At 50.2% G+C, this 25,232-nt stretch carries 21 protein-coding genes; 9 read left to right on the forward strand and 12 right to left on the reverse strand.

Translation table 11 applies throughout. The annotated features are described in order from the left end of the window. Nucleotides 1-9: 9 nt before the first annotated feature. The 9 genes from ACTHTG_RS10810 to ACTHTG_RS10850 all read right to left on the reverse strand — a co-directional run bounded on the left by ACTHTG_RS10810 (nucleotide 10) and on the right by ACTHTG_RS10850 (nucleotide 11,958). Complete coding sequence (locus tag ACTHTG_RS10810) at nucleotides 10-1,080, reverse strand: glycosyltransferase family 4 protein (protein WP_070503967.1); 1,071 nt, start codon at nucleotides 1,078-1,080, stop codon at nucleotides 10-12. Next, nucleotides 1,077-2,387, reverse strand: coding sequence for an O-antigen ligase family protein (locus ACTHTG_RS10815; RefSeq protein ID WP_070503964.1), 1,311 nt, complete (start codon nucleotides 2,385-2,387; stop codon nucleotides 1,077-1,079). Before ACTHTG_RS10815 ends, ACTHTG_RS10810 begins: the two co-directional genes overlap by 4 nt. A gap of 42 nt (nucleotides 2,388-2,429) precedes the next feature. Beyond that, nucleotides 2,430-3,857, reverse strand: a complete 1,428-nt coding sequence (locus tag ACTHTG_RS10820; protein ID WP_070587530.1) for an oligosaccharide flippase family protein — start codon at nucleotides 3,855-3,857, stop codon at nucleotides 2,430-2,432. Nucleotides 3,858-4,027: 170 nt separating this feature from the next. Further along, nucleotides 4,028-5,335, reverse strand: a complete 1,308-nt coding sequence (locus ACTHTG_RS10825) for a nucleotide sugar dehydrogenase (RefSeq protein ID WP_004520865.1) — start codon at nucleotides 5,333-5,335, stop codon at nucleotides 4,028-4,030. Nucleotides 5,336-5,895: 560 nt separating this feature from the next. Next, entirely contained in the window at nucleotides 5,896-7,014 is a 1,119-nt protein-coding gene (ribD, locus tag ACTHTG_RS10830; protein WP_049344287.1) for a bifunctional diaminohydroxyphosphoribosylaminopyrimidine deaminase/5-amino-6-(5-phosphoribosylamino)uracil reductase RibD, read from the reverse strand. A gap of 14 nt (nucleotides 7,015-7,028) precedes the next feature. Beyond that, the gene (gene nrdR, locus ACTHTG_RS10835) at nucleotides 7,029-7,481 is read right to left on the reverse strand and encodes a transcriptional regulator NrdR (RefSeq protein WP_004520863.1); all 453 of its coding nucleotides are present in this window, start codon (nucleotides 7,479-7,481) and stop codon (nucleotides 7,029-7,031) included. A 200-nt stretch (nucleotides 7,482-7,681) separates the two neighbouring features. Continuing rightward, nucleotides 7,682-8,524: a class II glutamine amidotransferase gene (locus ACTHTG_RS10840; protein WP_039862509.1), complete on the reverse strand. Its 843-nt coding sequence runs from the start codon at nucleotides 8,522-8,524 to the stop codon at nucleotides 7,682-7,684. Nucleotides 8,525-8,659: 135 nt separating this feature from the next. Continuing rightward, nucleotides 8,660-9,496 carry a PHP domain-containing protein gene (locus ACTHTG_RS10845; RefSeq protein WP_039862508.1) on the reverse strand — a complete coding sequence of 279 codons (837 nt, stop codon included), beginning with the start codon at nucleotides 9,494-9,496 and terminating at the stop codon, nucleotides 8,660-8,662. A gap of 65 nt (nucleotides 9,497-9,561) precedes the next feature. Next, nucleotides 9,562-11,958: a penicillin-binding protein 1A gene (locus ACTHTG_RS10850; RefSeq protein WP_070503954.1), complete on the reverse strand. Its 2,397-nt coding sequence runs from the start codon at nucleotides 11,956-11,958 to the stop codon at nucleotides 9,562-9,564. A gap of 152 nt (nucleotides 11,959-12,110) precedes the next feature. Here ACTHTG_RS10850 and pilM point away from each other — a divergent pair, with 152 nt between their 5' ends. The 7 genes from pilM to aroB all read left to right on the forward strand — a co-directional run bounded on the left by pilM (nucleotide 12,111) and on the right by aroB (nucleotide 18,958). Then, nucleotides 12,111-13,202, forward strand: a complete 1,092-nt coding sequence (gene pilM, locus ACTHTG_RS10855) for a type IV pilus assembly protein PilM (protein ID WP_191620596.1) — start codon at nucleotides 12,111-12,113, stop codon at nucleotides 13,200-13,202. Nucleotides 13,203-13,206: 4 nt separating this feature from the next. Continuing rightward, on the forward strand, nucleotides 13,207-13,830 hold the full coding sequence (locus ACTHTG_RS10860; RefSeq protein WP_049336960.1) for a PilN domain-containing protein: 624 nt from the start codon (nucleotides 13,207-13,209) through the stop codon (nucleotides 13,828-13,830). After that, entirely contained in the window at nucleotides 13,830-14,501 is a 672-nt protein-coding gene (locus ACTHTG_RS10865) for a type 4a pilus biogenesis protein PilO (protein ID WP_049336961.1), read from the forward strand. The genes ACTHTG_RS10860 and ACTHTG_RS10865 overlap by 1 nt, the downstream gene beginning before the upstream one ends. 15 nt (nucleotides 14,502-14,516) lie before the next feature. Continuing rightward, the gene (locus ACTHTG_RS10870; RefSeq protein ID WP_049336962.1) at nucleotides 14,517-15,059 is read left to right on the forward strand and encodes a pilus assembly protein PilP; all 543 of its coding nucleotides are present in this window, start codon (nucleotides 14,517-14,519) and stop codon (nucleotides 15,057-15,059) included. Between the two features lie 20 nt (nucleotides 15,060-15,079). Further along, the gene (gene pilQ / locus ACTHTG_RS10875; protein ID WP_049336963.1) at nucleotides 15,080-17,212 is read left to right on the forward strand and encodes a type IV pilus secretin PilQ; all 2,133 of its coding nucleotides are present in this window, start codon (nucleotides 15,080-15,082) and stop codon (nucleotides 17,210-17,212) included. A gap of 122 nt (nucleotides 17,213-17,334) precedes the next feature. Further along, complete coding sequence (locus tag ACTHTG_RS10880; RefSeq protein ID WP_083296575.1) at nucleotides 17,335-17,856, forward strand: shikimate kinase; 522 nt, start codon at nucleotides 17,335-17,337, stop codon at nucleotides 17,854-17,856. A gap of 22 nt (nucleotides 17,857-17,878) precedes the next feature. Next, complete coding sequence (aroB, locus tag ACTHTG_RS10885) at nucleotides 17,879-18,958, forward strand: 3-dehydroquinate synthase (protein WP_070503951.1); 1,080 nt, start codon at nucleotides 17,879-17,881, stop codon at nucleotides 18,956-18,958. A gap of 129 nt (nucleotides 18,959-19,087) precedes the next feature. Here the strand turns inward: aroB and ACTHTG_RS10890 are convergent, their stop codons facing one another. From ACTHTG_RS10890 to ACTHTG_RS10900, 3 genes are all read right to left on the reverse strand, one after another. Then, entirely contained in the window at nucleotides 19,088-20,401 is a 1,314-nt protein-coding gene (locus ACTHTG_RS10890) for a sensor histidine kinase (protein WP_049344271.1), read from the reverse strand. Nucleotides 20,402-20,430: 29 nt separating this feature from the next. Continuing rightward, on the reverse strand, nucleotides 20,431-21,108 hold the full coding sequence (locus ACTHTG_RS10895; RefSeq protein ID WP_049344268.1) for a response regulator: 678 nt from the start codon (nucleotides 21,106-21,108) through the stop codon (nucleotides 20,431-20,433). A gap of 147 nt (nucleotides 21,109-21,255) precedes the next feature. Beyond that, nucleotides 21,256-21,822 carry an NADPH-dependent FMN reductase gene (locus tag ACTHTG_RS10900; protein ID WP_070587528.1) on the reverse strand — a complete coding sequence of 189 codons (567 nt, stop codon included), beginning with the start codon at nucleotides 21,820-21,822 and terminating at the stop codon, nucleotides 21,256-21,258. A gap of 136 nt (nucleotides 21,823-21,958) precedes the next feature. Here ACTHTG_RS10900 and ACTHTG_RS10905 point away from each other — a divergent pair, with 136 nt between their 5' ends. Then, the gene (locus ACTHTG_RS10905) at nucleotides 21,959-23,386 is read left to right on the forward strand and encodes an MFS transporter (protein WP_049336971.1); all 1,428 of its coding nucleotides are present in this window, start codon (nucleotides 21,959-21,961) and stop codon (nucleotides 23,384-23,386) included. Between the two features lie 70 nt (nucleotides 23,387-23,456). After that, nucleotides 23,457-24,869 (forward strand): D-alanyl-D-alanine carboxypeptidase/D-alanyl-D-alanine endopeptidase, encoded by a 1,413-nt coding sequence (dacB, locus tag ACTHTG_RS10910; RefSeq protein WP_049336968.1) that lies wholly within the window; start codon nucleotides 23,457-23,459, stop codon nucleotides 24,867-24,869. Nucleotides 24,870-25,232 lie beyond the last annotated feature (363 nt).

The raw sequence follows: 25,232 nt of genomic DNA on the forward strand, positions 1-25,232 counted from the left end.
CAGACGGCCTTACATTTCGTACGCAGCCATGGTGGTGCGGTAGATTTCATCGTCGGAGCATAAGGTCTCAACGTGTTTGTGCAGGGCTTTGCCCATTTGACCGCGCAACTCAGGATGCTTGATGAGTGTATCGACGGCTTCGATAAACGCTTCGTCATCGCCGAAAGGAATGCAGTAGCCGGTTTGGCCGGTGATGACCATTTCCGAAATACCCGCCATGTTGTAGGTCACGACAGGTGTGTCGTAAAGGCCGGCTTCCAAAATATTGTTGCCGACACCTGCGCCGTGGTCGCCCACGCAATGCGGCGTGTTCACCAAAATATCGACTTCTTTGAAGTAGCCGGTCAAATCGCGGACGCCGCCGAGGAAGGTAACTTGGTCTTCAATGCCCAAACGTTTGGCTTGGGCTTTGAGGTTGTCCATTTCTTCGCCGATGCCTGCAACGTTAAGGCGTACAGGCATGCCGCGGTCAACCATTTTCTTCAAAATGTCCAGCATTAAATGCACGGCGCGGACGGTATCTAAACGGGAAAGTGTGCCCAGTTGGACATAGTCTTTGACCGTTTTTTCAGGAACGAAATCTGCTTTGTGCAGGGCGTTGTAAGTGTAGGTAATGCGGTTGGCAGGGAAACCGTAACGGATGAGTTTTTCGCGTTCGTGTTTGCAGTTGCCGATAATGTACACGCCCAGCTTGTCGAAAAGCTTGGCAATTTTCGGATAAGTTTCCGGATCAAGGCCGCGCGCGTGGTAGAACACTTTGGTTTTCGGTGAAGCGAACTTGGCCGCAATGGCGCAGGCCGGAACGATACGCGCCATTTGGCAGTGAATCACATCGGGTTTCTCTTTTTTCAGCAGTTTCATATAGGCGAACATGCCTTTGACGTAACCCAATAATCCGCCTTGGTAAAAATCGATCGGCTGCCAACGGATGCCCAATGCTTGCGCTTCCTGAATCAAAGGGCCGTCTGAAGAGGCCAATACGATATCGTGTCCGCGTTGTTTGAGCAGGCGGCCGAGGCGGAAAGTGGCGTTTTCAGTGCCACCGAGGCCGGACATGGAGGTAGTCAGGATGATTTTCATGATGGTTTCTTCGTATCGTATAGTGTTTCGTTGTATGCGTAAGCGGCCATATCTTTCAGCTTGGGCGCAACAAATACGCTGTAAATAAAAATCAGCAGGCAGGGCAGCCAGATAAACGGCATACGCAAAATGGTGGACGGAATAAAACCGGCCAGCAGGAAAATGCCCAAGGCAACCCAAGCCAAAACGCGCGATTTGCCGGTTACTGCTCGGTTTGAGGCGGTGTAGAGGAAATAACACGCCACAAAAGCAATAAAGCCGAGCAAGGAAATCATGCCGAAACCCAAATACAGCTCGATGATGAAGCTGTGTGGGTTTTCAAAGCCCAAGCTGCCGCTCAAATGGCCGCCGAAATATTCGCGGAAGTTTTTAGGACCGTAGCCGGTCAGCAGCAGGGGCGGATTGTTCCAGAAGTAGTTGTAAATCTCCTGACGGTAGGACACGGAGTTGTCGCTGCCCAAGTCGTACAGGAAAAGGTACACGCGGCTGGAAAAGCGTTCTAAGAACTGGTTGCCGTTGAGTGAGAGCAAAAATTCCGCAATCGCGCGTGACGGAATCATCGACAATACCAATGCCAGCAAACCAGCAACGCCGACCGTAATAAAACCGTTTCTGCGATAGGCCGTATAAACCAACAAAATCAACAGGTAGCAGCCGATGGCGGTACGCGATACGCTGGCGAAAATGGCCATGCCCAACAGCAGGAACAAGCCCCAGCCAAGTAGTTTTTCTTTGTGTTTCCGCCCTTGGAGTTGGAAGAAAAACAAAATGGCAGGCGCAAGGCAGACCGCGGTGGCGGCGAGGTTGTTCGGGTTAAAGAACAAGCCTTTGAGCGAGCCTTCGTCAATAGCCAACTCATCGCTGGCACTCACAAACTGAATACCGGTGGCCAGTTCTGCAAACGGCGGTACGGCGATAAACAGCGTAAATACGATGAGGAACTTCTGAATCGTCCCCAAAGGGTCGTCGGCGCGCTTCAATACTTGGTAAAACAAGTAGAAGAAAGCCGGAACCGCCATAAAAAACAAAATATCCATGTACTGCGTCGGCGTCAGCGACGTAATGCCCATGTGGATGGCGGGCCAGATGCACATGGCGGTCAGGGCGCAGAGCATGGCAAAAATCTTGCGCGGAATATGCTTGCTTTCCAGAAAAAATACGACAAAACCAAGCAGTACAAATATCAGGGTCAGCGGGTTGTCAATACGCGGTACGCCGACCTTAAAGGACAGCGCGGGCCCCAGCATATAGGCTGCGAGCATGATGTATAGAATGTAAGTGTATAAGTTCAGACGTTTTATTTTCATAGTCGTTCTGTTGTTATCGTAGAGACGTGAATCTCAGGTTGGCTATTTTGCCGAACGGTTTAATTTGGCTTTGATTTTTTCGGTCGCGGCAAATAGTGCGTGTTTGTATTTTAGGAACAGGAAACCCAGTCCGACTGCCCATGCCAGCGCGAACCAAATGTAGTTGTCGCGCGTACCCAGCCAAGTGTAGGCAAGGCAGATTATCAGGCAGAGCGTTGAGTTGGTATAAATCTTCAGGCGCGGCAAAGGCTGCCACAGGCGTGAAGAGAATTCGGTTTTAAAGATGAAAAACAGCCAAAAAGCCGTTGCGCTGGCCATAGCTGCACCTTTTGCACCAAATTTCGGTACCAACAGATAGAGCAGGGCGGTATTGACGATAAAGGCAACGATGTTGATGACAGTAATCAGCCAAGTCGAGCGGACGACGTTCAAACCGATGCCGCTGACTTCGGTCAGCGTGTAAAACAGGGGGAAGAGCATACACGAGAGCAGGATAAATTGAACCTGCGTGTATTTTTCCGGCAGTATCCAGGTCGCCATCGGCGAGAAAATTCCGATGAGGCAAATCATTGCGCTGATGAGGACGGTCATGGAAAGCGTGATGTCGCCGATTTTGTCCAGATTGGTTTTTTCTTCTACCCATTTGAACACCAAAGGCGCCCAAATGGTGGAGAACACGCTTTGGAAAATCAAGGCGACGGCACCAAAGCTGACCGCCATTGAATAAATACCCAACTCGTCCAAGCCTGAGATGTTTTTGAGGACAAAACGGTCAATCGAAGTCAGCCCCCAATAGGCCAAGTTGCCGAATGCCAGCGGCAGGCCGTAGCGTAGGCCGTCCCGATGCAGATCGGACGACCATTTTGCATGGGAAACGGCTTGCAAGTCTTGGCGCAGCTGATATATCAACAGTACAACGGTCAGCACTTGGGCGGCGGTGTAGGCAAAAACCAGCGAAGTGGTATTGGCGGGCAGGCCGGAAGCGATTACGGCAAAAACCAACACCAAAATCAAAAATTTCGGCGCAAGCTGGCTGACAGAAAAAGCCAATGCCTGCTCTTTCATCCGTAAAATCAGGGCTAAAAAACGGATAATCAGCGTGGTGGCTAAGAAAATCAGAAAGAGAATCCCCAAATTTGCACTGGGGATGTCAAAAATGATTTCAGACGGCCATGATGCGTTTATCAGTAACACTAAAACCACAACCGCCACCGTCAGAATCAATGGCGATAAAAAAACGGATTTGAACAGCGCGGCCTTGTCTTTAACGGCGTAATAGTCGCGAATATAGGATTGGTCCAGCCCCAAGCCCAGCAACAGGATGCTCAATCCGGCAATGGTCTGCAAGAGTACGATACGGCCGATGTCTTCCGCAGGGAAGTACCATGAGATGAGCGGCAGGGAAAGTAGGCCGAAAGCGGCGCTTCCTACCGGGCCCAATGCGTAGCCGAGGATTTTTTTCGCGTTCATATTATTTGTTTTCAGACGGCCAGAAGTTCGAGCTGAGCGTTTTTCGTAAGAGATGCGTTGTTACCGTTGCCGGTTTGCCAAGGCCGTCTGAAAAAAACAAATGGCCTTGGGAAACCGGCCGCCGTCCCGGTCGGGGAAACCGGAGGCAGCCGGATGCGTCTGAATCAAGATTATGCTTTGATGACTTTAGGATTTTTCACTGGGAATTTGCCGCGTGTATCGACAATCAGCTTGGCATGTTCGGTAATCATGTCATAGTCGAATTTGTCGTGATCGGTGGTTAGAACCACGCAATCGTATTGGGCGACAGTTTCAGGGGTCAGCGCTTCGCTCTTCAGGTCGAAGTAGTGGTGGCCGGGGATGTGCGGGAACTCCGGAACGTGCGGGTCGGAGTAGGAAACCACTGCGCCCAGTTTGTGCAGGCGGTCCATAACTTCCACGGACGGGCTTTCGCGCATATCGTCCACGTTTTTCTTGTAGGCGATACCCAATACCAAGATTTTGCTGTCTTTGATAGAACGGTTGTGATCATTCAAAGCCAGGCCGACTTTTTCGATAACGTAGTCGGGCATGTGGGAGTTCACTTCACCTGCCAATTCGATGAAACGGGTGTTTACGCCGTATTCGCGTGCTTTCCAAGTCAGGTAGAACGGGTCGATAGGGATACAATGGCCGCCCAAGCCAGGGCCTGGGTAATAAGCAACGAAGCCGAACGGTTTGGTTGCAGCGGCATTGATGACTTCGTGAATGTCGATGCCCATTTTGTCGGCAACGATTTTCATCTCGTTCACCAAGCCGATGTTTACGGCGCGGTGGATGTTTTCCAAAAGTTTGGTCAGCTCTGCCGCTTTGGTGGAGCTTACTGGAACAACTTTATCGATGGCAGGTTGGTACAGCGCCAGGCCGACTTCCAAACAAGCAGGGGTATGGCCGCCGATGACTTTTGGAATGGTACGGGTTTCAAAGTTAGGGTTACCCGGGTCTTCACGCTCAGGAGAGTAAACCAAGAACACGTCTTGACCGACTTTCAAGCCGCCTTCTTCCATGCGCGGCAGCAATTCTTCTTCGGTAGTACCGGGGTAGGTAGTGGATTCCAAAGACAGCACTTGGCCGGCGCGCAGGTAAGGTTTTACCGCATCGGTAGTGTCGATCACAAAGCTCATGTCCGGCTCGCGGTATTTGTTCAGCGGAGTCGGTACGCACAAAATGACGGCTTCTACTTCGCCGATGCGGGAGAAGTCTGTCGTTGCTTCAAACAGGCTGTTGGAAGCAGCGGCAATTTTGTCGGAAGGGATATGCTCGATGTAGCTTTCGCCTTTGTTGAGCTTGTCGACTTTGTTGGTGTCAATGTCGAAACCCAAAACTTGGTAACCGATATCCACATAGCGCAACATCAGTGGTAAACCGACGTAGCCTAAGCCAACGATGCCGATTTTTGCGGTCTTATCGGCAAATTTTTGTATCGTAATGTTTTTCATGATGTCTTTCGTGTAATGAATGAGTAAATCGGGAGTGTTTGCCCGATGCCTGAGTTGTTTGCTGCAACCGCATAGCCATAGCCGGCTGCCGTATCGTGTGAAGCCTTAAAACCATACTTATAATTACATTAGACAAAATCATAAGCACTTATCTGATTCGTCTCAATCAAAAAAGTTTAACGGTCGTTCAGGCGGCCTCTATGGTATGGAAACGGTATTTTTGAATGCTTAATTTTTAGAAATTACATTCAACCACATGTTTTGATTTTAGATATTGTTTTGTCAAATGTATGATTCATGAAATGAAACTACCGTTTATGCCGTTTAAAACCCTTCTAGAATAAAAACTTTTAATAAATTTTCGTGGCTTAACTTATCTTAATAATCCATTATTTCGTGATGAAAAAAAGGAAAATTTGTCGACAATCGGCTTGAGGATAGTTAACTTAAGTCAAAGTTTTAAATTGGAATACGCTAAAGTCATTATAATATATTGACGAAAAAATTACATTTATTGCTATATAAATGATAGATATATTCTATTTACAATGGTTTAATTATTAAGTTGAGGCAATTAGACGGATTTTTTTTCGGAGAACCCATTTAATGTCCTGCCCGATGATTTCTACCGATTGACTTTGCCAAGGGCCGTCTGAAAGTAGGGCGGCCGGATTTTCAGGGAGGGAGAAAAGAGGTTTGCCTGCGCCTAACAGTTTCGGTGCTTGGTAGAGGACGATTTCATCCACCAAGTCATCCTTCAGGAAGGCTGAAGCAAGTGTTGAGCCGGCTTCTACCAGAACTTCGCCAAAGCCAAGTTCTGCCAGTTGCGGCATGAGTGAAAGAAGATTGATGCGGCCGTTGATGTGCTCAGACGGCCTGATGATGCGGATATGTTCAAATTTACCCAGCGCCTGCAAACGTTGTTCGTCTGAGGAAAGGGTAACGATAACGGTCGGGCTGTCGGTATCGGTCACGAGGTGGCAGTCCAAAGGGATTTGCAGTCGGCTGTCCAAGACGATACGCGCAGGTTGGCGCAGGGTGGGGAAGCTGCGAACGTTGAGTTTCGGGTTGTCGGCAAGTACGGTACCGATACCGGTCAAAACGGCGCAACTTTCGGCACGGAGAATTTGTACGTCTTCGCGTGCTGCTTCGCCGGTAATCCAAAAGCTGCGGCCGTCTGAAAGGGCGGTTTTGCCGTCCAAACTGGCGGCGCACTTGAGACGGACAAACGGTCTGCCGCGTTCGATACGCGACAGGAAACCGCGGTTGAGTTCGCGCGCCTGAGCTTCCAGCAAACCGCTTTCGGTACGGATTCCGGCGGCTTCCAGCATGGATAAGCCTTTGCCTGAGACCAACGGGTTAGGGTCGGTCATGGCGGCAACCACGCGCGTTACACCGGAATGAACCAGCGCTTCGGCGCATGGCGGTGTGCGGCCGTAATGGCTGCAAGGTTCCAGCGTGACATAGGCCGTTGCGCCTTTGGCCGCCGCTCCGGCCTGCCTCAACGCATGAACTTCAGCGTGCGGCTCGCCTGCTTTGACGTGGAAACCTTGTCCGACGATTTGTGCGCCGTGTGCAATTACGCAACCGACGCGGGGATTGGGGGAAGTAGAAAACCGCCCAAGCTTGGCCAGCTCGAGGGCGGTTTGCATCATTTGGGTATCAAGTGCGGAAAACATGGTTTCAGACGGCCTTATTTGGCTTTGCATTCGGCGATGACTTGGGTGAATTCGGAAACGTCTTTAAAGCTTTTATAGACGGACGCGAAGCGGACATAAGCAACTTGGTCGATTTTTGCCAGTTCCTCCATCGCCATTTCGCCAACGATGTGCGAAGCGACTTCTTTTTTGCCCAAACGGTAGAGGCGCTGCTCGATCAGGGCAACGGTTTCATCGATTTGTTCTTGTGTGACAGGACGTTTGTGCAGCGCGCGCTCAAGGCTGGTCTGCAGTTTGTGCGCATTGAAGGGAACCCGTGTGCCGTTGGATTTGATGACTTGCGGCATCCGCATTTCAACGGTTTCAAAAGTGCTGAAGCGTTGTCCGCATTCCAAGCATTTGCGACGGCGACGGATGCTGTTGGTGTCTTCCAGCCATCGCGAGTCGGTTACTTGTGTGTTGGGGTGTTGGCAAAACGGGCACTTCATCGGGTTTCCTTGTCATACGCTCGGCAAGGTCGCTAAGCAATTGAATTTATTGTTTGTGAACTATTATTGTAGCGGATTGCGTTATTTTCGTATAGTAAAGGCTTTTGCGTAGAATTTATGTATAAAAAGGCCGTCTGAAAGGGCAACTTTGGCGAAGTTGAGCCTTTCAGACGGCCTTGAGTTTTTCAGCCAATCAAACGTCAAACCGATACGCCGACGGCACGGGCGATTTCCAAACCTTCTTCCGCGCTCATGTAAACCGGATTGTCGGGGCGGTCGCTGAGGACAATGTCGCCGTCTTGAAACATCACCAATTCATTGACTGCCAATTGCGACCAGGTTTCATCTCGCGTCAGGGGCAGGGTGGCGATGACGGAAACTTTATCGTTCGGTGTGGTCACTTCTGAAAAATCGACCATCACATCATCGTCCAGCAAACGCGCTTTGCCAAACGGGGCTTTGCGCACGATGTAGTGCAGTAAGGTACTGGCGTGGGCAAACAGGCAGTCGCCGTTGGACATGACGAAGTTGAACAAACCGAAGCGGCGGATTTCATGAGTCAGGCCGGCAATGGCGTCAAACAAAACTTCAGGTTCGGGTTTGGTGGCAAAGCGGCTGCGCAGGCGGTTGAGGATAAAGCAGAACGCGCGTTCGGAATCGGTCGTGCCGACCGCGTGGTAGTACTCTCCCTGCTCGGGGAAAAAATCAATCAAATGGCCGTTGTGTGCAAACAGCCAATATTCGCCCCACATCTCGCGCATGAAGGGATGAGTGTTCGCCAACGAGGTCTGGCCTTGCGAGGCCTTGCGGATATGGGCGATAACGTTTTCAGACTTGATCTGATAGGCGCGCACCAAGTCGGCAACGGGAGAGTTGGCGCTGGGCTTGTCGTCGTGAAACAAGCGTACGCCTTTGCCTTCAAAAAAGCCGATACCGAAGCCGTCAGCGTGGTGGTCGGTAATGCCGCCACGGCGGCGGAAGCCTTCAAAAGAGAACATGATGTCTGTGGGAGTGTTGCAATTCATGCCGAGCAGTTGGCACATGGCGTTAACCTTTATTTTTGGGGTATTTATGGGGTTATTATGGTGTATCGGGCAGGCAGTTTCAATATGTAGAGTGTGATATGTTTATAACTGTCTCATACTTGGCGGGCCGTCTGAAAAATTGCTGTCAAAAATTCAGACGGCCTTAAAGTGTTCCCAGACCGGGTGGCATTGTTCGGGTAAGTCGGGGCAGGCGCCGAGTATGCCGCCGCTGAAGTCGTTGGGGCGGTGGAAGTCGCTGCCTGCACTGGCGAGAAAGTCGAAGCGGTCGGCAAGCAGGGCATAGTTGAGGCGGTCGTTTTTACAGCAGTTGCCGCTGTGCACTTCAATCCCTGCGCCGCCGAGATTTTTAAATTCTTGGAACAGGTTTCGTTTGGCGGTGGCGGATAATTCATAGCGCATTGGGTGGGCGATAATGGCCATGCCGCCCGCGCCTGTAATCGCGGCTACGCAGTCTTCCAGTGTGGCCCATTCATGTCTGACGGAACAGGATTTACCGTCGCCCAGATATTTGGTAAATGCCTGCTGTTTGTTTTTAACATGGCCTTCGCGGATGAGGAATTCGGCAATGTGGGTGCGGCTGGCCATTTCTTTGTTGGCGGCCAATGCCAGCGCGCCTTCATACGCGCCTGTTATGCCTTTTTTCTCCAGTTTTGCCGCGATGGCTTCCAATCGTTTCAGACGGCCTTTACGGACTTCGGCAAGCAGGTTTTGCAGGGTTTCGTTGTGTTCGTCAAAGTCCAAACCGACAACGTGGATGGTGCGGCCGCGCCAAGTGACGGATATTTCCACGCCGTTGACGAAGGGGAGGCCGAGGGTATCGGCTTCGGCGCGAGCTTCGGCCAGTCCGCCGGTGTGGTCGTGGTCGGTCAGAGCGAGCAGGGTGCAACCGTTTTGACGGGCGAGTCGGACGACTTCGGTTGGGGAGAGCATGCCGTCTGAAACGGTCGAATGGCAGTGTAAATCAATCATGGTTTTGCTTTGAATTTTCTCAAAAAAGGCCGTCTGAACGTTTCAGACGGCCTTGCTTTAGAACATTAGAACAGAGAGTCCAGTTGTTGTTTGTTATTGTTGCCGGTATTGCTTGGCAGAACTGGGGTTTCGTCTGATTCTTCACGGGCTGGCGCATTGCCGCTCTCGGTGCGGCGGCGGTTTTCATTCGGAACCGCGCGACGGGCAGGTTGAGCGGGACGTGGTGCAACGCCACTGTTGTCCAAGGCCAGGTCGGAGCTGGTGGTCATGCGTTCGCGCATGTACACTTCGCCGCCGTTTGCAACCACGCCTTCAGGTGCTTTCATCGGTTTGACACTGGTGCCTTTCAGGGCAAAGCGCATGTATTCTACCCATACCGGTACGGCGATTGTACCACCGTAACCTGCACGACCCATGCTGCGCGGTTTGTCAAAGCCGATATAGACGGCAGTTACAACGCTAGGGTTGAAGCCGACAAACCATGCGTCTTTGTTGTCGTTGGTAGTACCGGTTTTACCGGCGATGTCGGCGCGGCCAAGTGCGGCTGCACCGCGTGCGGTACCAACACGGACAACGTCTTGCATGATTTTGTACATGATGTAGGCGTTGCGCGGGTCAATGGCCTGAGGTGCGTTTTCACCGGCTACCAAAGGTTGCATTTGCGCTCTCAGACGGCCTTGGCTATCGTAGATTTTGTCGATGACGTGGGCGGACACTTTGTAACCGCCGTTGGCAAAGACGCTGTAACCTTCTGCAATACGCAACGGCGTGGTTTCGCCTGTACCCAAAGCCATAGACAGGCTGGCAGGAATTTCAGATGGCTTGAAGCCGAAGCGTTGGATGTATTGTTGCGCGTAACCGATACCGATAGACATCAGGATGCGGATGGACACCATGTTTTTTGACGCGGTCAAAGCCTGGCGCAGCGTGATGTAACCGGAATAGCGGCCGTCTGAATTTTTCGGGTTCCACGCTTTACCGTTAGCACCTTTGCCCGGCAGGGAAATCGGCGCATCGTTAATCATGGTGGAAGCAGTCATGCCTTTTGCCAAAGCGGCGGAATAAACGAACGGTTTGAACGTCGAGCCGGGTTGGCGCATGGCTTGAGTTGCGCGGTTGAAGGTTTTGCTGTGGTAGTCATAGCCGCCGACCAATGCACGGACTGCACCGGTTTTCGCATCTAAAGACACCAATGCGCCTTGCAACAAAGGCTCTTGAACGACGGTAAAGGTATCGCCGCTGCCTTTAACGCGAATGACGGAGCCGCGACGGATGCGGTCATCACCCATTTTTTCGTTGTTGACGGCACGGGCGGCAAAGCCTAAAGCGTGGCTGTTCAGCGTGACTTTACGGCCGCTCGGCAATTGAATCTGTACACCTTTGCGGGAGGCTTCCAATACAACCGCCGGAATCATTTTATCGACGGTGTAAAGTGTAGAAAGGTATTGGCTGACGGTTTCTTCTACGTTGTCGCTTTTGCTCAGGTCGATGTAGTTTTCTGCACCGCGGTAGCTGCTGCCGCGGTCGAAATTGCGCAGGACTTTACGCAGGGCCTCGGTGGCCACGCGCTGGTGTGCGGTGTCGACGGTGGTATATACCTTGAAGCCTTGAGTGTAGGCATCTTCGCCGTATTTCTCAAACAGCTCTTGACGCACCATTTCGGCAACGTACAGGGCGCTTTGATCGATGTTTTGTACAAAACGCTCGTAATGCAACTCTTCTTTCAAAGCCTGATCGCGTTGCTGCAGGGTAATCATGCCTTCTTCCAGCATATTGTTCAGAATATAAGCCTGACGCAGTTTGGCGCGTTCAGGATTTACAATCGGATTGTAGGCGGAAGGGGCTTTGGGCAAGCCGGCCAACATGGCGGCTTCGGCCAATGTTAACTCGTTAACATTTTTGTTGAAATAAATTTGGGCTGCAGATGCAAAACCATAAGCGCGTTGACCCAAATAGATTTGGTTGAAGTACAGCTCCAAAATCTTGTCTTTGCTCAAAGACTGCTCGATTTTGTAGGCCAACAGGGCTTCGTTGAATTTACGGGTGAACGAACGCTCGCTGCTCAGGTAGAAGTTTTTAGCAACCTGTTGCGTAATCGTACTGGCACCGGATTGGACGCCGCCGGCCATGACGTTGCCGATCGCGGCGCGCGCCACACCCCAAACGTCCACGCCCCAGTGGTCGTAGAAGCGTTTGTCTTCGGCGGCAATCACGGCATTTTTCAAAACTTTGGGAAAGTCACCGATTTTGGTGAATTCACGCCGTTGCTCGCCGTAAACGCCAATCACTTGGCCGTCTGAAGAATAAATCGTCAGCGGCATTTTGGGTTTGTAGTGTTGTAAAGTGTCCAAAGACGGCAGTTTCGGATAGGTGACCAAAATTGCAATTGCAATCAGCCCCACGCCGAAAAGAGCCAGTCCCAATAAGAGACCCAGGCAGGTCGTTATAATCTTTTTAATCATGACTAAGTAATAATTTGCCATTAATGGCGATAAATAAAGTAAAATGGGAAACGATTTCTATCAGCCACAGTTAATACTGTGCAAAGAATAAGAAGTCCTTTACGGATAACGAAACAGTTACTCACTCCTAAATGATACAGGGAAGTCAAATCATGCGCTTATTTAAAAGCACGAAAGATACCAAAACAGGCAAGGCTTCTAGTGGATTGAACAACCGCTCTGCCATCGGTGTCGATATCAGCCAACATGCCATTAAGATGGTACAACTGACAGGCCGTAGTTTAAACCAAATTCAGCTGGAAAAATACGTTATTACCAAATTGCCTAAAAATATTGTCAAAGGCAACAAAATTCAAGACTACGATCAGCTTGCTACTTACATCCAACATACTTACGCACAATTACGCAGTTCTTGCAAAAATATTGTTGCGGCCGTGCCACAAAATTTGGCGACAGTCGAGCAAATTATTTACAACCCGCGTGATACCGATTTGGACTTGGAAGAGTTTGTCGAAGCGGAAGTCGGCCAATTTGCGCCTATTGAAGAAATGAACTACGACTTTCAAGCCGAAGAAGTCGGTTCAGGCCAGCATGTTTTAGCTGTTGCCGCCAAAAAAGACGATGTCGAGCCACGCATTGAAATGTTTGAGAATGCGGGCTTGCCTTTGTCCGCTTTGGATTTAGACTTGCTGGCGCAACGCAATGCCTTTGTTCATTGGATGAATACGCATGCTCCCGAAATGGCAGATGAAAAAGTTGCCGTGTTTGGCATTCATGCGACGCAAATGTATGCCCTGATCCTGCAAAACGGCCGTATCCTCTACAAACAAGAAACGCCGGTCAGTACAGAGCAGCTCAATCAGCTGATTCAGCGTACTTATCAGGTAACTGAAGAAAAAGCCGCACAAATGATGGCTTCCCAAAACAAGCCTTCCGACTACCAGTCTCAGATTGCCGACCGTTTTAATGTGCAGGTTGCGCAGGAGGTTCAGCGTGTTTTGCAATTTTACTATACCACGCAGGCCACTGATTCTTTCTCCAATATCAAACACATCCTGCTGACCGGCTTTACCGCGCAGCAGGCAGGTTTGGCGGAAAGCATTTTCTCGCAAACCAATACGGCAACAGAATATCTGCATCCGATTTCATATGTGGAACGCAGTGCAAAAGTAGAATTGCCGCAGTTTCAAATTGATGCGCCGTCACTGACTTTGGCGTTCGGATTGGCATTAAGGGGGCTTTGAGAACATGATCGAATTAACCAGAATCAACCTTCTTCCGTATCGGGAAGAGATTAAACAGCGCAAGCAGCAGCAATTCAAAGTATTGATGCTTGGCGCTTTTGCAGTGGGTTTGGGCTTGGCGGCCGCTACCTATCTCGGTATTGACAGCGCCATCAGTAATCAAGAAGGGCGCAACAACTTCCTGCAAACCGAAATCGACAGACTTGATAGAGAATTGGGCGAAATCGATAAACTTCAGCAAGAAAAAGAAGCCTTCTTGGCCAAGAAACTGAAAGTGGAAGAGTTACAGGAAAAACGCTATCAAGCGGCCTATATCCTTGATTCTTTGAATGCGCTTACACCCGATAATACTTATTTGACTGCGTTGGAAGCGGAAAGCTCGACCAGCTATAAAATCAGCGGCCATGCCGTCAGCGACAATAAAATCGCCGTTATGATGCGCTCCCTGCCAAGTACAGGTATTTTCTTGCAGCCTGAATTGTTGAGCATTAAAAAAGTAGATAACTACCAAGAATTTACTTTGAAATCTTCAATCAACCAAGTGAATACGCCGGCTCCTGCACCGACTGCCCAAAGCAGCGGTGAAATGGCCGAACCTGTGGCAGAACCTGCTCCGGAGGCTCAATAATGGCATCTAAAAACCTGAAACAATTGGACGTACAAAACCTGTACCTGCTCAATATGCCTTCAAAACTTTTGCTGGCGGGTTTATTGATTGTCGGTGTGTTGGCTTTGGGCTATGTCGGCGTATTTAAAGATCAGATTGAGACCCTGAATACGCAGGAAGCTAAAGAGGAAGAGCTGAAGGAAACCTTTACGCGTAAAAGCATTCAGGCGGCAAGCTTGAATAATCTGAAGGCTGAATTGGCTTCGATCCGCTCTGCATTTGATGTTTTGTTGAAACAACTGCCGACCGACGCGGAAATTCCGAACCTGATTCAAGAGCTTCATCAGGCAGGTTCAACCAACGGGTTGCGTTTGGATAGCGTTGCACCGCTCCAACCTGAAAACGATGGTCCGATTCAAAAACTGCCGTATCAGATTTCCATCACAGGCAAATACTCACAGATCAGTCAATTTACCCGTGATGTAGGCGATTTGTCGCGCATTATTACTTTAGATTCTTTAAAACTCGTGAATGCAGGCGAGGACAAAGAAGGCAAAGGCAATAAAGGCGAGTTGACATTGAGCGCGATTGCGACGACTTATAAAGCACGTCCGGCCGAAGAGATTGCTGCCGAATTGGCTGCGCAACAGGCACAAGAAGAAGGCAAACCTGCCGAGAATGAGCAAAAATAAAAGAATAGGGAAATCATGAAAAAAATCATCTTACTCTTAAGTCTTCTTCCCTTGGCAGCCTGTACGCAAAGCTATGAAGATTTGACTCAATGGATGACGCAAACCCGTCAGGAAGCAAAATCCAAGATTATTCCGTTTGAAGAGCCGACGGTTACATTGCCTAAGCCGTATAACCCGCCGAACTTTAAAGGCATGAATGCGTTTGATTCACGCCGTTTGGACACTGCCCCTAAAGGCGGCAATGCGCCGGATGTGAACCGTCCGAAAGAAACATTGGAAGCCTTCAGTTTGGAAAATATGGCCTTTGTCGGAACGCTGCAAAGCGGCGGCAAAGTTTCCGGATTTATCAAGGTCAACGACCATGTTTATACCGTTTATCCCGGAAACTACATCGGTCAGAATTACGGCAGAATCCAAAGTATTACCGAAGATAAAATTATCTTGACCGAGCAAGTTGAAGACAGCTACGGCAACTGGGTGTACCGGAAGGCCGAATTGCCATTGAACAGTAAAGAGGCGGATTCTTCCAATAGCTCAGATAGTTCGAATTCAAATTAATTTAGGGGTCTCACTCGATTATGAAAACCAAGCACATGACAAAATTATTTGCCGGCTTCAGCGTTGCCCTCGCTGTTCAGACGGCCTTTGCAGGCAATATTACCGATATCAACGTTTCCACTTTGCCTGACAACCAAAAAATTATCAAAATCCGTTTCGACAAAGACGTCACTACACCTCATGGTTTTGTAACATCTACTCCGGCGCGTATCGCATTGGATTTTGCCAACACCAATATCCGTTTGCCTCAGCCTGTTTTGGAATATGCCGACCCATTGCTGAATCAAATTACTGCGGCACAAAACAATGACCGCGCACGCGTGGTTTTGGGTTTGAACAAAATCAGCCAATACAATACTGAGATTCGCGGCAACGAAGTTTGGGTGTTTGTAAACGAATCTACTGACCAAACCAATGCAGCCGTTGCAAATGAACGTGCGGCTACGCCGTCTACCGCGCGCGCTGCTCAGACTTATCAAGCCGTTTCAGCAGCCAATATTGATTTCCGCAAAGGCGCACGCAATTCCGGCATTATTGAATTGTCCGCCCCAGGTTTCAGCGGACAGCCGGACATTAAACAGCAGCGCGACCGCGTGGTTGTTACCTTGAAAAACCATACGCTGCCGACACAAGCGCAACGCAGTTTGGATGTGGCTGACTTCAATACGCCTGTACAAAACGTTACGCTCAAACGTATCGGCAATTCTACCCAGCTCATTATCCGCAACAGTAATGCGAATTGGGACATTAATACCAAAGCCTCTTCCGGCCGTTTTGTATTTGAAGTATCGCCTAAAGCCGCCAATACCGAATCCGGCGGCTTGAACCAAAATGCAAACAAATCGTTTAAAGGCCGTAAAATTTCCTTGGACTTCCAAGATGTAGAAGTCCGTACCATTTTGCAGATTTTGGCGAAAGAGTCCGGCGTGAATATTGTTGCCAGCGATACCGTCAAAGGCACCATGACCCTGTCCTTGAAAGATGTGCCTTGGGATCAGGCTTTAGACTTGGTCATGCAGGCGCGCAATTTGGATATGCGCCGTCAAGGCAACATCATCAATATCGCACCTCGCGATGAATTGTTGGCAAAAGACAAAGCCTTCTTGCAGGCGGAAAAAGAGATTGCCGAATTGGGCCCGCTGTATTCTCAAACCTTCCAGTTGAAATACAAAAACGTGGAAGAATTCCGCAAAATTCTGCGTTTGGAAGAATACGACAGCAATAATTCCAATACCCGCAACACTCTGTTGAGCAACCGAGGCAGCGCCTTAATCGATCCGGCCACCAATACGCTGATCGTGACCGACAACCGCGGCGTGATTGAGAAATTCCGCAAACTGATTGATGAATTGGACGTTCCAACCCGTCAAGTGATGGTGGAAGCGCGCATTGTGGAAGCAGAAGATACCTTCTTCCGCAACTTGGGCGTTAAATTCGGTTCCGGTGGTGCAAGTGGCCGTAACGCATGGGGTAGCAACTGGAGCAATGCACAAACCAACTACAATACCAATGCCTCATTTAACCGTGGCGACGTAGGCTACCGCACATGGACTTTGGATCCGAACGTCAGTCTGCCGACCGCAGCCGCAGTCAACAGCATTGCGCTGGTGCGTGCGTTCTCATCCGGTGCATTGGGTTTGGAAATCAGCGCGTCTGAAGAACAAGGTAAGAGCAAAACCATTTCCAATCCGCGCGTGCTGACACAAGACCGCAAAGAAGCCAAAATTGAATCCGGTACGGAAATTCCTTATCAAGAGGCTTCTTCCAGTGGTGCGACTTCGATTACCTTCAAGAAAGCCGTTTTGGGCTTGACCGTAACGCCGAATATTACGCCTGACGGTCAAATCATCATGACTGTGAAGATTAATCGCGATACCCCGATCGACTGTACCGTGGATTCTCTGACAACCAAGTGTATCAACACCAAACACTTGAATACCCAAGCCATGGTTGAAGATGGCGGTACGCTGATTGTCGGCGGTATTTATGAGGAAGAAAGCACCAATGCAGTGAACAAAGTCCCTGTTTTGGGCGATATTCCTGTTGTCGGCAATCTGTTCAAATCACGCGGCAAACGTGAAAACCGCCGTGAGCTGTTGATCTTCATCACGCCGCGCATTATGGATAATGTGGGTAACAATCTGCGTTATTGATTTTAGAATGACAAACAGGCATATCTGCAAAGGTATGCCTGTTTTCGTTTTCAGACGGCCTGAGATGAAAAGGCCGTCTGAAAAACGACGAACTTTTCCACGAAACCACCATATCGTATAAAATGACCCACATGGAAAAAATCAACGGCAATTTAATCTTAATCGGGCTGATGGGCGCGGGCAAAACCACTTTGGGCAAGCAGCTTGCCCAAATGTTTGAATGCCCGTTTTACGACAGCGACTACGAAATCTGCGCTTCTTCGGGCGTATCCATTCCGACCATTTTTGAGATGGAAGGGGAGGAAGGCTTCCGCAACCGTGAAACCAATATGCTGAAGAAGCTCGCTTCCCGGCGCAACATCGTTTTATCGACCGGTGGCGGCTCCGTATTACGCAGTGAAAACAGACAGATTTTGTGCCAAAACGGCACGGTTGTTTATTTGCATGCCAGCCCCGAAACCTTGCTGGAGCGTACCCGTTACGACAGCAACCGGCCGCTGTTGCAAGTTGCCAATCCTTTGGGCAAACTGCAAGAGCTGTATGACCAACGCGATATGCTGTACCGTCAAACCGCCCATCTCGTCATCGAATCCGACAGCTGTCACAAAACGCTCAAACGCCTGATACAGGCTTTAGGCGAATAAATACGCTTTGCAAAGGAATACTATGCGCACACTGACTGTCCAAACCCCGTCCCATCAATACCCCATCTTTATCGGGCATAAGCTGATTGAGCAGGCCGATATGCTGCTTCAGCCCTATCTAGGTAAAAAAGCAGCCATTATTACCAACGAAACCGTTGCGCCGCTTTATCTCAAACAGCTTCAGACGGCCTTAGACAGACTGGGCGTGCCGCATTTCAGCATTATCCTTCCCGACGGCGAAGAATATAAAAACTGGCAGACGCTCAACCTGATTTACGATGGCCTGATGCAAAACCGTGCCGAACGCAAAACCACTTTAATCGCTTTGGGCGGCGGCGTGATAGGCGATATGGTCGGTTTTGCCGCGGCGACTTATCAGCGTGGCGCACCTTTTATCCAAGTACCGACCACATTGCTCAGCCAGGTCGATTCCTCGGTCGGCGGTAAAACCGCCATCAACCATCCGCTCGGTAAAAACATGATTGGCGCGTTTTACCAGCCGCAAGCCGTTTTGGCCGATTTGACCGCCTTGCAAACGCTGCCGCAACGCGAACTTTCCGCAGGCATGGCCGAAGTCATCAAATACGGCGCATTGGGCGATGCCGAATTTTTTGCCTGGTTGGAAGAAAATATGGCCGACCTGATGGCGCAACATCAAGAAAAAATGGCGGAAGCCGTTTACCATTGCTGCAAAATGAAGGCCGATATTGTTGCCCAAGACGAAACCGAGCAGGGCATCCGCGCATGGCTTAATCTCGGCCACACTTTCGGCCATGCCATCGAAGCCGAAATGGGCTACGGCGTATGGCTGCACGGAGAAGCCGTTGCCGCCGGTTGCGTCCTCGCTTCCCGTTTGTCGCAAATCTTGGGCAAAACCCGACAGGCCGACACCGACCGCATTGCCGCTTTAATGGAAGCCGCTTCCCTCCCGTCTGCGCCGCCCGTTTTCTCCTTTGAAAAATGGATTGAACACATGAGCCACGACAAAAAAGTCAGCAGCGGCATCATGCGTTTTGTCGGTTTGGAATACTTGGGCAAAGCCAATATTACCGAAATTACCGATATGGAAATCCTCCGCCAAACCTTGCAACCGTATTTGTGAGGAATGAAGTAGGTTTGCTTCAAAATATAAAAAGGCCGTCTGAAAGTCATTTTCAGACGGCCTTTGGTTTTAAAACGTTTTCATTTATCGGATTAAAGCTAGATAAACCAATTTGGGCGGGTCAATTATTTAAAGCATCTTTTTATCCAACTCGGCAATAATCAACAAGCCGCTGTCAAAGCGTCGGCTGTCGGCCAGTTTCAGACGGCCTTGATGGCGTTTGACAATGGTGTCTGCGATGGACAGGCCAAGTCCGGTGCCTTGTTGTTCGGTGCCGAGAATACGGTAGAAAGGGTCGATAACGCGTTGGCGTTCGCTTGGGGGAATGCCGGGGCCGTTGTCTTCCACCCAGATGTTGAGGTATTCGGCGGTTTCGTCAAAGCCCAAATCGATGCGGCCGCCTTTGGGAGTATAGCGGATGGCGTTGTCGGTAAAGGTTTTGATGAGGGTGTAGATTTCGGTGTCATCGGCGTGGATTTGGCAGTCGTTTTCGACGGCGACGCCGATGTCTTGACCTTTGGCCAGCGCCAGCGGCATGAGTTCCTGCAAGACGCGGCGGAACTGGTTTTGCAGGCTGATCAGGGTTTTGGGGCGTTGGGTTTCGGGCGCTTGGGCGCGTGCGAGGGAGAGGAGTTGCTCGAGCAGGTGGCGGTTGCGCTGTATGCTTTGTTGCAACAGGGCGGACTGCTCGCGCGCTTCGGCGGACAGCTGCATATTGTTGAGCCTCTCTGCCTGAAGGGAAAGGGCGGTCATGGGGCTGCGCAATTCGTGTGCGGCATCGGCGATAAAGCGTTGCTGTTGGCGGACGTTTTCATCGGTACGTTGCAACAGGTTGTTGATGGCGACGACAAAGCCTTGGATTTCGCTGGGAATGTCTTGCGTGTCCATAGGCGAGAGGTCGTTGATTTGGCGCAGCTCCAAATCGTTGGACAGGGTTTTGACGGAACGCATGGTGCGGTGGGTAATCCAGACGGTGAGCAGGATAATCAGGGGCAGGGCGAGGAGCATGGGGAGGATGCTCTGCACGGCAGCCATTTCGGCCAGCTCTTCGCGGTAGTCGCTTTCCTGCATGACGGCAATGCGGCCTTGTTTGGTGGTGCGGGTATAAACGCGGTAGTAATCGTCGTCGTCATCAGACTGAATGGTGTGCAGGCCGTCTGAAATCTTCTCAGGCAGGCTGACAATGGGGTTGGGCGTATTGGGAAATTGAACGGAAATCTTGTTGTCGTTGTCGAGTGAGTGATTCTCGTCATCGGCATCGCTCGGGTCGAGATAGTTCGCGACTTGGCGCAACAGATCGTCTTGAACCTCTTGGGTCTCGTGATAAGTATCGTAATATGAAAATATGCCTGCAAGAATGGAGAGGGGCAGGAGCATACAGATCAGGGCGAGGCTGATCCGGACTTGCAGGGATTGTTTGATAGTGTGGATAAGGCGTTGCATGGTTTGTGTGTTGATATTGTTTTGGTTTTTCAGACGGCCTGGTTGTTTTGTGCAACCAGCCAGCCGACCCCGCGGACGTTTTGAATCGCTTCTTTGCCGAGTTTTTTGCGTAAGGCGTGAATCAGGAAGTCAACGGCGTTGCTTTCGACTTCTTCGCCCCAGCCGTAGATTTTGTCTTCCAAATCGCTGCGCGACAGAATCATGCCCGGACGCAGCAGCAGGGCTTGGAGGACGGCAAATTCTTTGTTGCTGAGCATGATGGCCTGTTCCTGCCCGACCACTTCTGCCTGATGGGTGGAAGGGTTGAGCATGATGATGCCGTTGGTTAGTAGCGTTTGCGCCTGTCCGCCGTGTCGGCGCAATACGGCGCGCATACGGGCTTGCAGCTCCGCCATGTCGAAGGGTTTGACGATGTAGTCGTCTGCGCCGCCGTCTAGGCCGTTGAGGCGGCTGTGCAAATCATCGCGCGCGGTCACGATTAAGACGGGAACGGTACAGCCGCCGTTGCGGATTTGCGCCAATACGTCCAAACCGTCTTTGCCGGGCAAACCCAAATCCAAAAGCAGCAAATCGTATGCCTGCGCCGCCACTGCTGCGGCAACTTCCGAACCGCGGCTGACCCAATCGACAGCGTAGCCGGTGTCTTTCAGGTTGGCACTGACGGCTTGGGCAATCATGGCATCGTCTTCAACCAATAATACGCGCATGGAAGTTCTCCGTGAGGATGGGTGGACAGTGATTATAACCGCACTCAATTAGTAAAAATTTAGGAGCTGTCTAAAAACTGATTTTTTGCAAAAGATGAGGCCGTCTGAAATTTCGTTTTTCAGACGGCCTGTATGCTTCAATCCCGATTATTTAGGGTTTTTCTCAATCAAGGCAACCAATTGGTCGATATAGCCTTGAACAAATCCGCGCGCGGATTCGATGAGCTGGCCGTTGTCGTCAAACAGGGTAGGCGAGTTGCCGAGAAACACTTCCGGTTGGCCGGTCAATGGCATATCGAAATACGAAAGGGCAAGGCGCAGATTTTTTTGCGCGCTATAACCGCCCATTTTACCGACAGAATGGCTGATGATGCCGGCCGGTGTTTTTTTCCAGGCAACATCGGCATTGGGTTTGGAGCCGATGTCGATGGCGTTTTTCAGGCAGGCGGGGACGGTACGGTTGTTTTCGGAAGTCACGAACAATACGCCGGCAGAGGCTTTGATGGTTTCACGGAACTCGGTATAGCTGGATGGAGTGGGGAAGTCGGTAACGGCAGGATCGTCGTAGTCGAAGTTGTATAAAGGCAAATGGCCGATTTCGACGATTTGCGCTTCGTAGCCTTCGGGGAACATGGGAATGACGTTTTGTGCGACTTTTCGTGCGAACGAGCCTTTACGCAGGCTGCCGACCAAGATGCTGACTTTCTTTGACATGTTTTTCTCCTGTTTAATAATAAAAATGAAAACAATTCTAAATTTTAGTGTTATCTGGGGAAGCGGTCAAGGTTTCAGACGGCCTGTCAAAATGGTTTATGCTAAAATAACGGTTTCGCTGATATTTCAAATTATTATGCACGCTTCTGATTCGCAAGAGGGTGAAACGGCACACGAATACTACGCCGACGATACCGACTTTCCTGCTAAAACCATTGTCGCCACCTTATTCATCGGCGCATTTTTCGGCTATCTCAACGACACGCTGTTGAATGTCGCGCTTACGCCGATTATGAAGGATTTTGGTGTCGATAAGACCACGGTTCAATGGCTGACAACGGGCTTTTTGCTGGTCATGGGGGCATTTACGCCGATTACGGCAGGCGTGATTCAATGGTTTGAAACGCGCAAAATGGTGCTGTTTACGCAGGCAACGTTTTTAGCAGGATCGCTGATTTGCGTGTTTGCACCGACGTTTGGCGTATTGGTGGTCGGTCGGATGGTGCAGGCAGTGTCTGCCGCGTTTTTTGTCCCGCTTCTGTTTAACGGTGTGTTGTCGATTTTCCCTCCCAACAGGCGCGGAACGGCGATGGGTGTGATTACCATGATGTTTACCGCCGCGCCTGCAATGGGGCCGACGCTGTCGGGCATCATCATCGACCATACGCATTGGCGCGTGCTGTTCGGTTTTACCGCGCCGTTTATGTTGGCGGCGATGGTGCTGGCGGGCAAATATTTAACGGTCAATTTGAGCAACATCAGCCGTCCGAAAATTGATATGTTGTCGGCTGTGCTGTCGATTGTGGGCTTCGGCGGGTTGGTTTATGCGAGCAGTAATTTTGCCCATATGCCGCTGCTGGAATTTATCCTGCTCTTTGCTGCTTCCGTTGTACTGGTGGGGTGGTTTGCGCGCCGGCAGTTCCGTTTGGCTACGCCGTTGTTGAACCTTCGTGCGTTTGAATACAAACAGTTCAGATATTGCGTTGTGATTTTGGCCGGTGCGATATTCCTGTTTTTGGGCTTGGAACTGATGGTGCCGATGTACACGCAGCAAGTGTTGATGCTGACCGGTACGGCAACTGGCCTGATCCTGATGCCTGCCAGTATTGCCCAAGCGGTTGCCGCGCCTTTGTTCGGCAAATTGTTGGACAAAAAGGGCGGACGCTTTGTCGTTTTGCCGGCAACAGTGATGCTGGTGGTGTCGTTGGCGGTATTGTGGCTGTTTTTGCGGATTGATACGCAAGTGGTGATGTTGACGGCGATGTTTACGCTGTTGGCGCTTTCCGTGTCTGCTTGTGTAACCGGCGAAACCCATGGTCTGAACGCGTTGCCGAAAATGCTCAATCCGCACGGTGCGGCGATTCTGACCACCATCAACCCGATTGCCGGTGCCATCGGCGCGGCGTTTTTTGTTGGTGCGACCAATATCGGCGAGAAACTTTCCAGCGCAGATATGCCGCAACAGGCAATGCTGGACGGTATCCATTTGGCGATGGGTTGCGCTTTGGTTGTCGGTGTTGTGGTCGTCATGTTTGCTTTACGTTTGAAAGCGCATCAGAAATAAAGAAAAAGGCCGTCTGAAACGTTCAGACGGCCTAAGCACCTCGTAAGAATTTATAAGATTTTGTAACACAATGAAGTTAAAATGTATTTTATCAATCGGCCTGATGATGGCGGTTTGTCCGTCATGGGCTTTGGATTTCGGGCGTATTCCTGAAAATGAGATTTCTGTTTATGTGCAGGAATTGGACAGCGGCAACGTGATTGCCGAACACCGTGCCAATGAATTGCGCAATCCTGCTTCGACCATGAAGCTGGTAACGGCGTTTACCGCGTTTCGTATGTTGGGCGGTGATTATCGTTGGAAAACTGAGTTTAAAACCAACGGCCCAATCAAAGGCGATACGTTGAAAGGCAATGTGTATTGGGTGGGGAGCGGCGATCCTGTGTTTGACCAGCATGATCTGGTGCAAATGCAGCAACAGATGCGCGATAAGGGCATACGCCATATTGACGGACATCTGATACTCGACCGCAGCCTGTGGGGCGATGTGAAGAATCCGGATGATTTTGCTTCCGATTCTGCCGAAAGCTTTATGACGCCGCCCGATCCTAATATGTTGGGGTATAAAACCGTTGAACTGCGTGCTGAAAAAGAAGAAGACGGAAGCTTGGTCATCCGTACCAATCCGCCGCTTCCGAATCTGAACATTCAAAACAAATTGACACTTGAGAATAAAGAAGGGAAGTGCAGTGTTTTAAAAAACCACATGAAGACTTCCTATAAAAACAATACGCTGACCGTATCGGGCAAGCTGCCGGAAAGCTGCTTGGGCAAAGAGCTGTATCTGAATATGTATAGCATGAAAGAATTTGTCGGCAAAAGTTTTGTCAACCAATGGCGCCAACAAGACGGCACGATTTCAGACGGCCTGACGACAGGTGCTGCGCCTCATGACGCGCATGTGTTGGCGAGTCATCAATCCAAACCGCTTGCCGATATCCTCACCGATATGAACAAGCATTCCAATAATCTGATTGCCCGTTCGGTTTTCCTTAAATTTGCCGGACATATATCTGATTACAAGCAGGCGCAGGCCAAGGCCGCGTCTATCGTAAAAAGTGAGCTGGCGGTTGCCGGTATCAATACGGAAGGGCTGGTGTTGGAAAACGGCTCAGGCCTGTCCCGCGTAGAACGGCTCAATGCGCGAATGATGGCGCAAATGTTGGAAAAAGCCTACTTCAGCCCGTTTAAAAACGAGTTTATCAGTACGCTGCCGATTGCCGGTAAAGACGGCACGCTTAAAACACGCTTGAAACAGCCCGGTGAAAACCTGCGCCTCAAAACCGGTACACTCAAAGATGTCCGCGCACTGGCTGGGTATTGGTTGGGCGAAAAGCCGTTGTTGGTTGTCGTCATTATCAACAGCCAAAAGTCAACCGATTATTTACGCGACTTGGATAAGCTGGTGTCTAAAATTGTTCAGCCCGGTGGCGAACATTGGATTGATGCTAAGGCTTCCTGCATGATTAGGTATCAGGCTTGATAAGCTAAAAAAGGCCGTCTGAAAATGTATTGACGTTTTCAGACGGCCTTTGTGTAAGAAGGACAAGTATTTATGTCTATTTTGAAGGATAATTTAGGGATTTAATGGATAAGCGTTTGGTGTAAATCCGCTTGAGATAGATGGTTTTATCTTCGGTATTTAAGACGTATGTTTTAAGTTTTATTCCCACCTTCTCTTGTCTAAATAATCGGACTTTTTACGAAAAGGCATAAGGTACAGACGAAAAAAATACCGGTAAAAACCGGTATTTTTTATTTTTAACTTGATGGCGCGGCGGACGGGGCTCGAACCCGCGACCCCCGGCGTGACAGGCCGGTACTCTAACCAACTGAGCTACCACCG

The sequence above is a fragment of the Neisseria sp. P0017.S009 genome (assembly GCF_051957375.1).
GTDB lineage: Bacteria > Pseudomonadota > Gammaproteobacteria > Burkholderiales > Neisseriaceae > Neisseria > Neisseria perflava.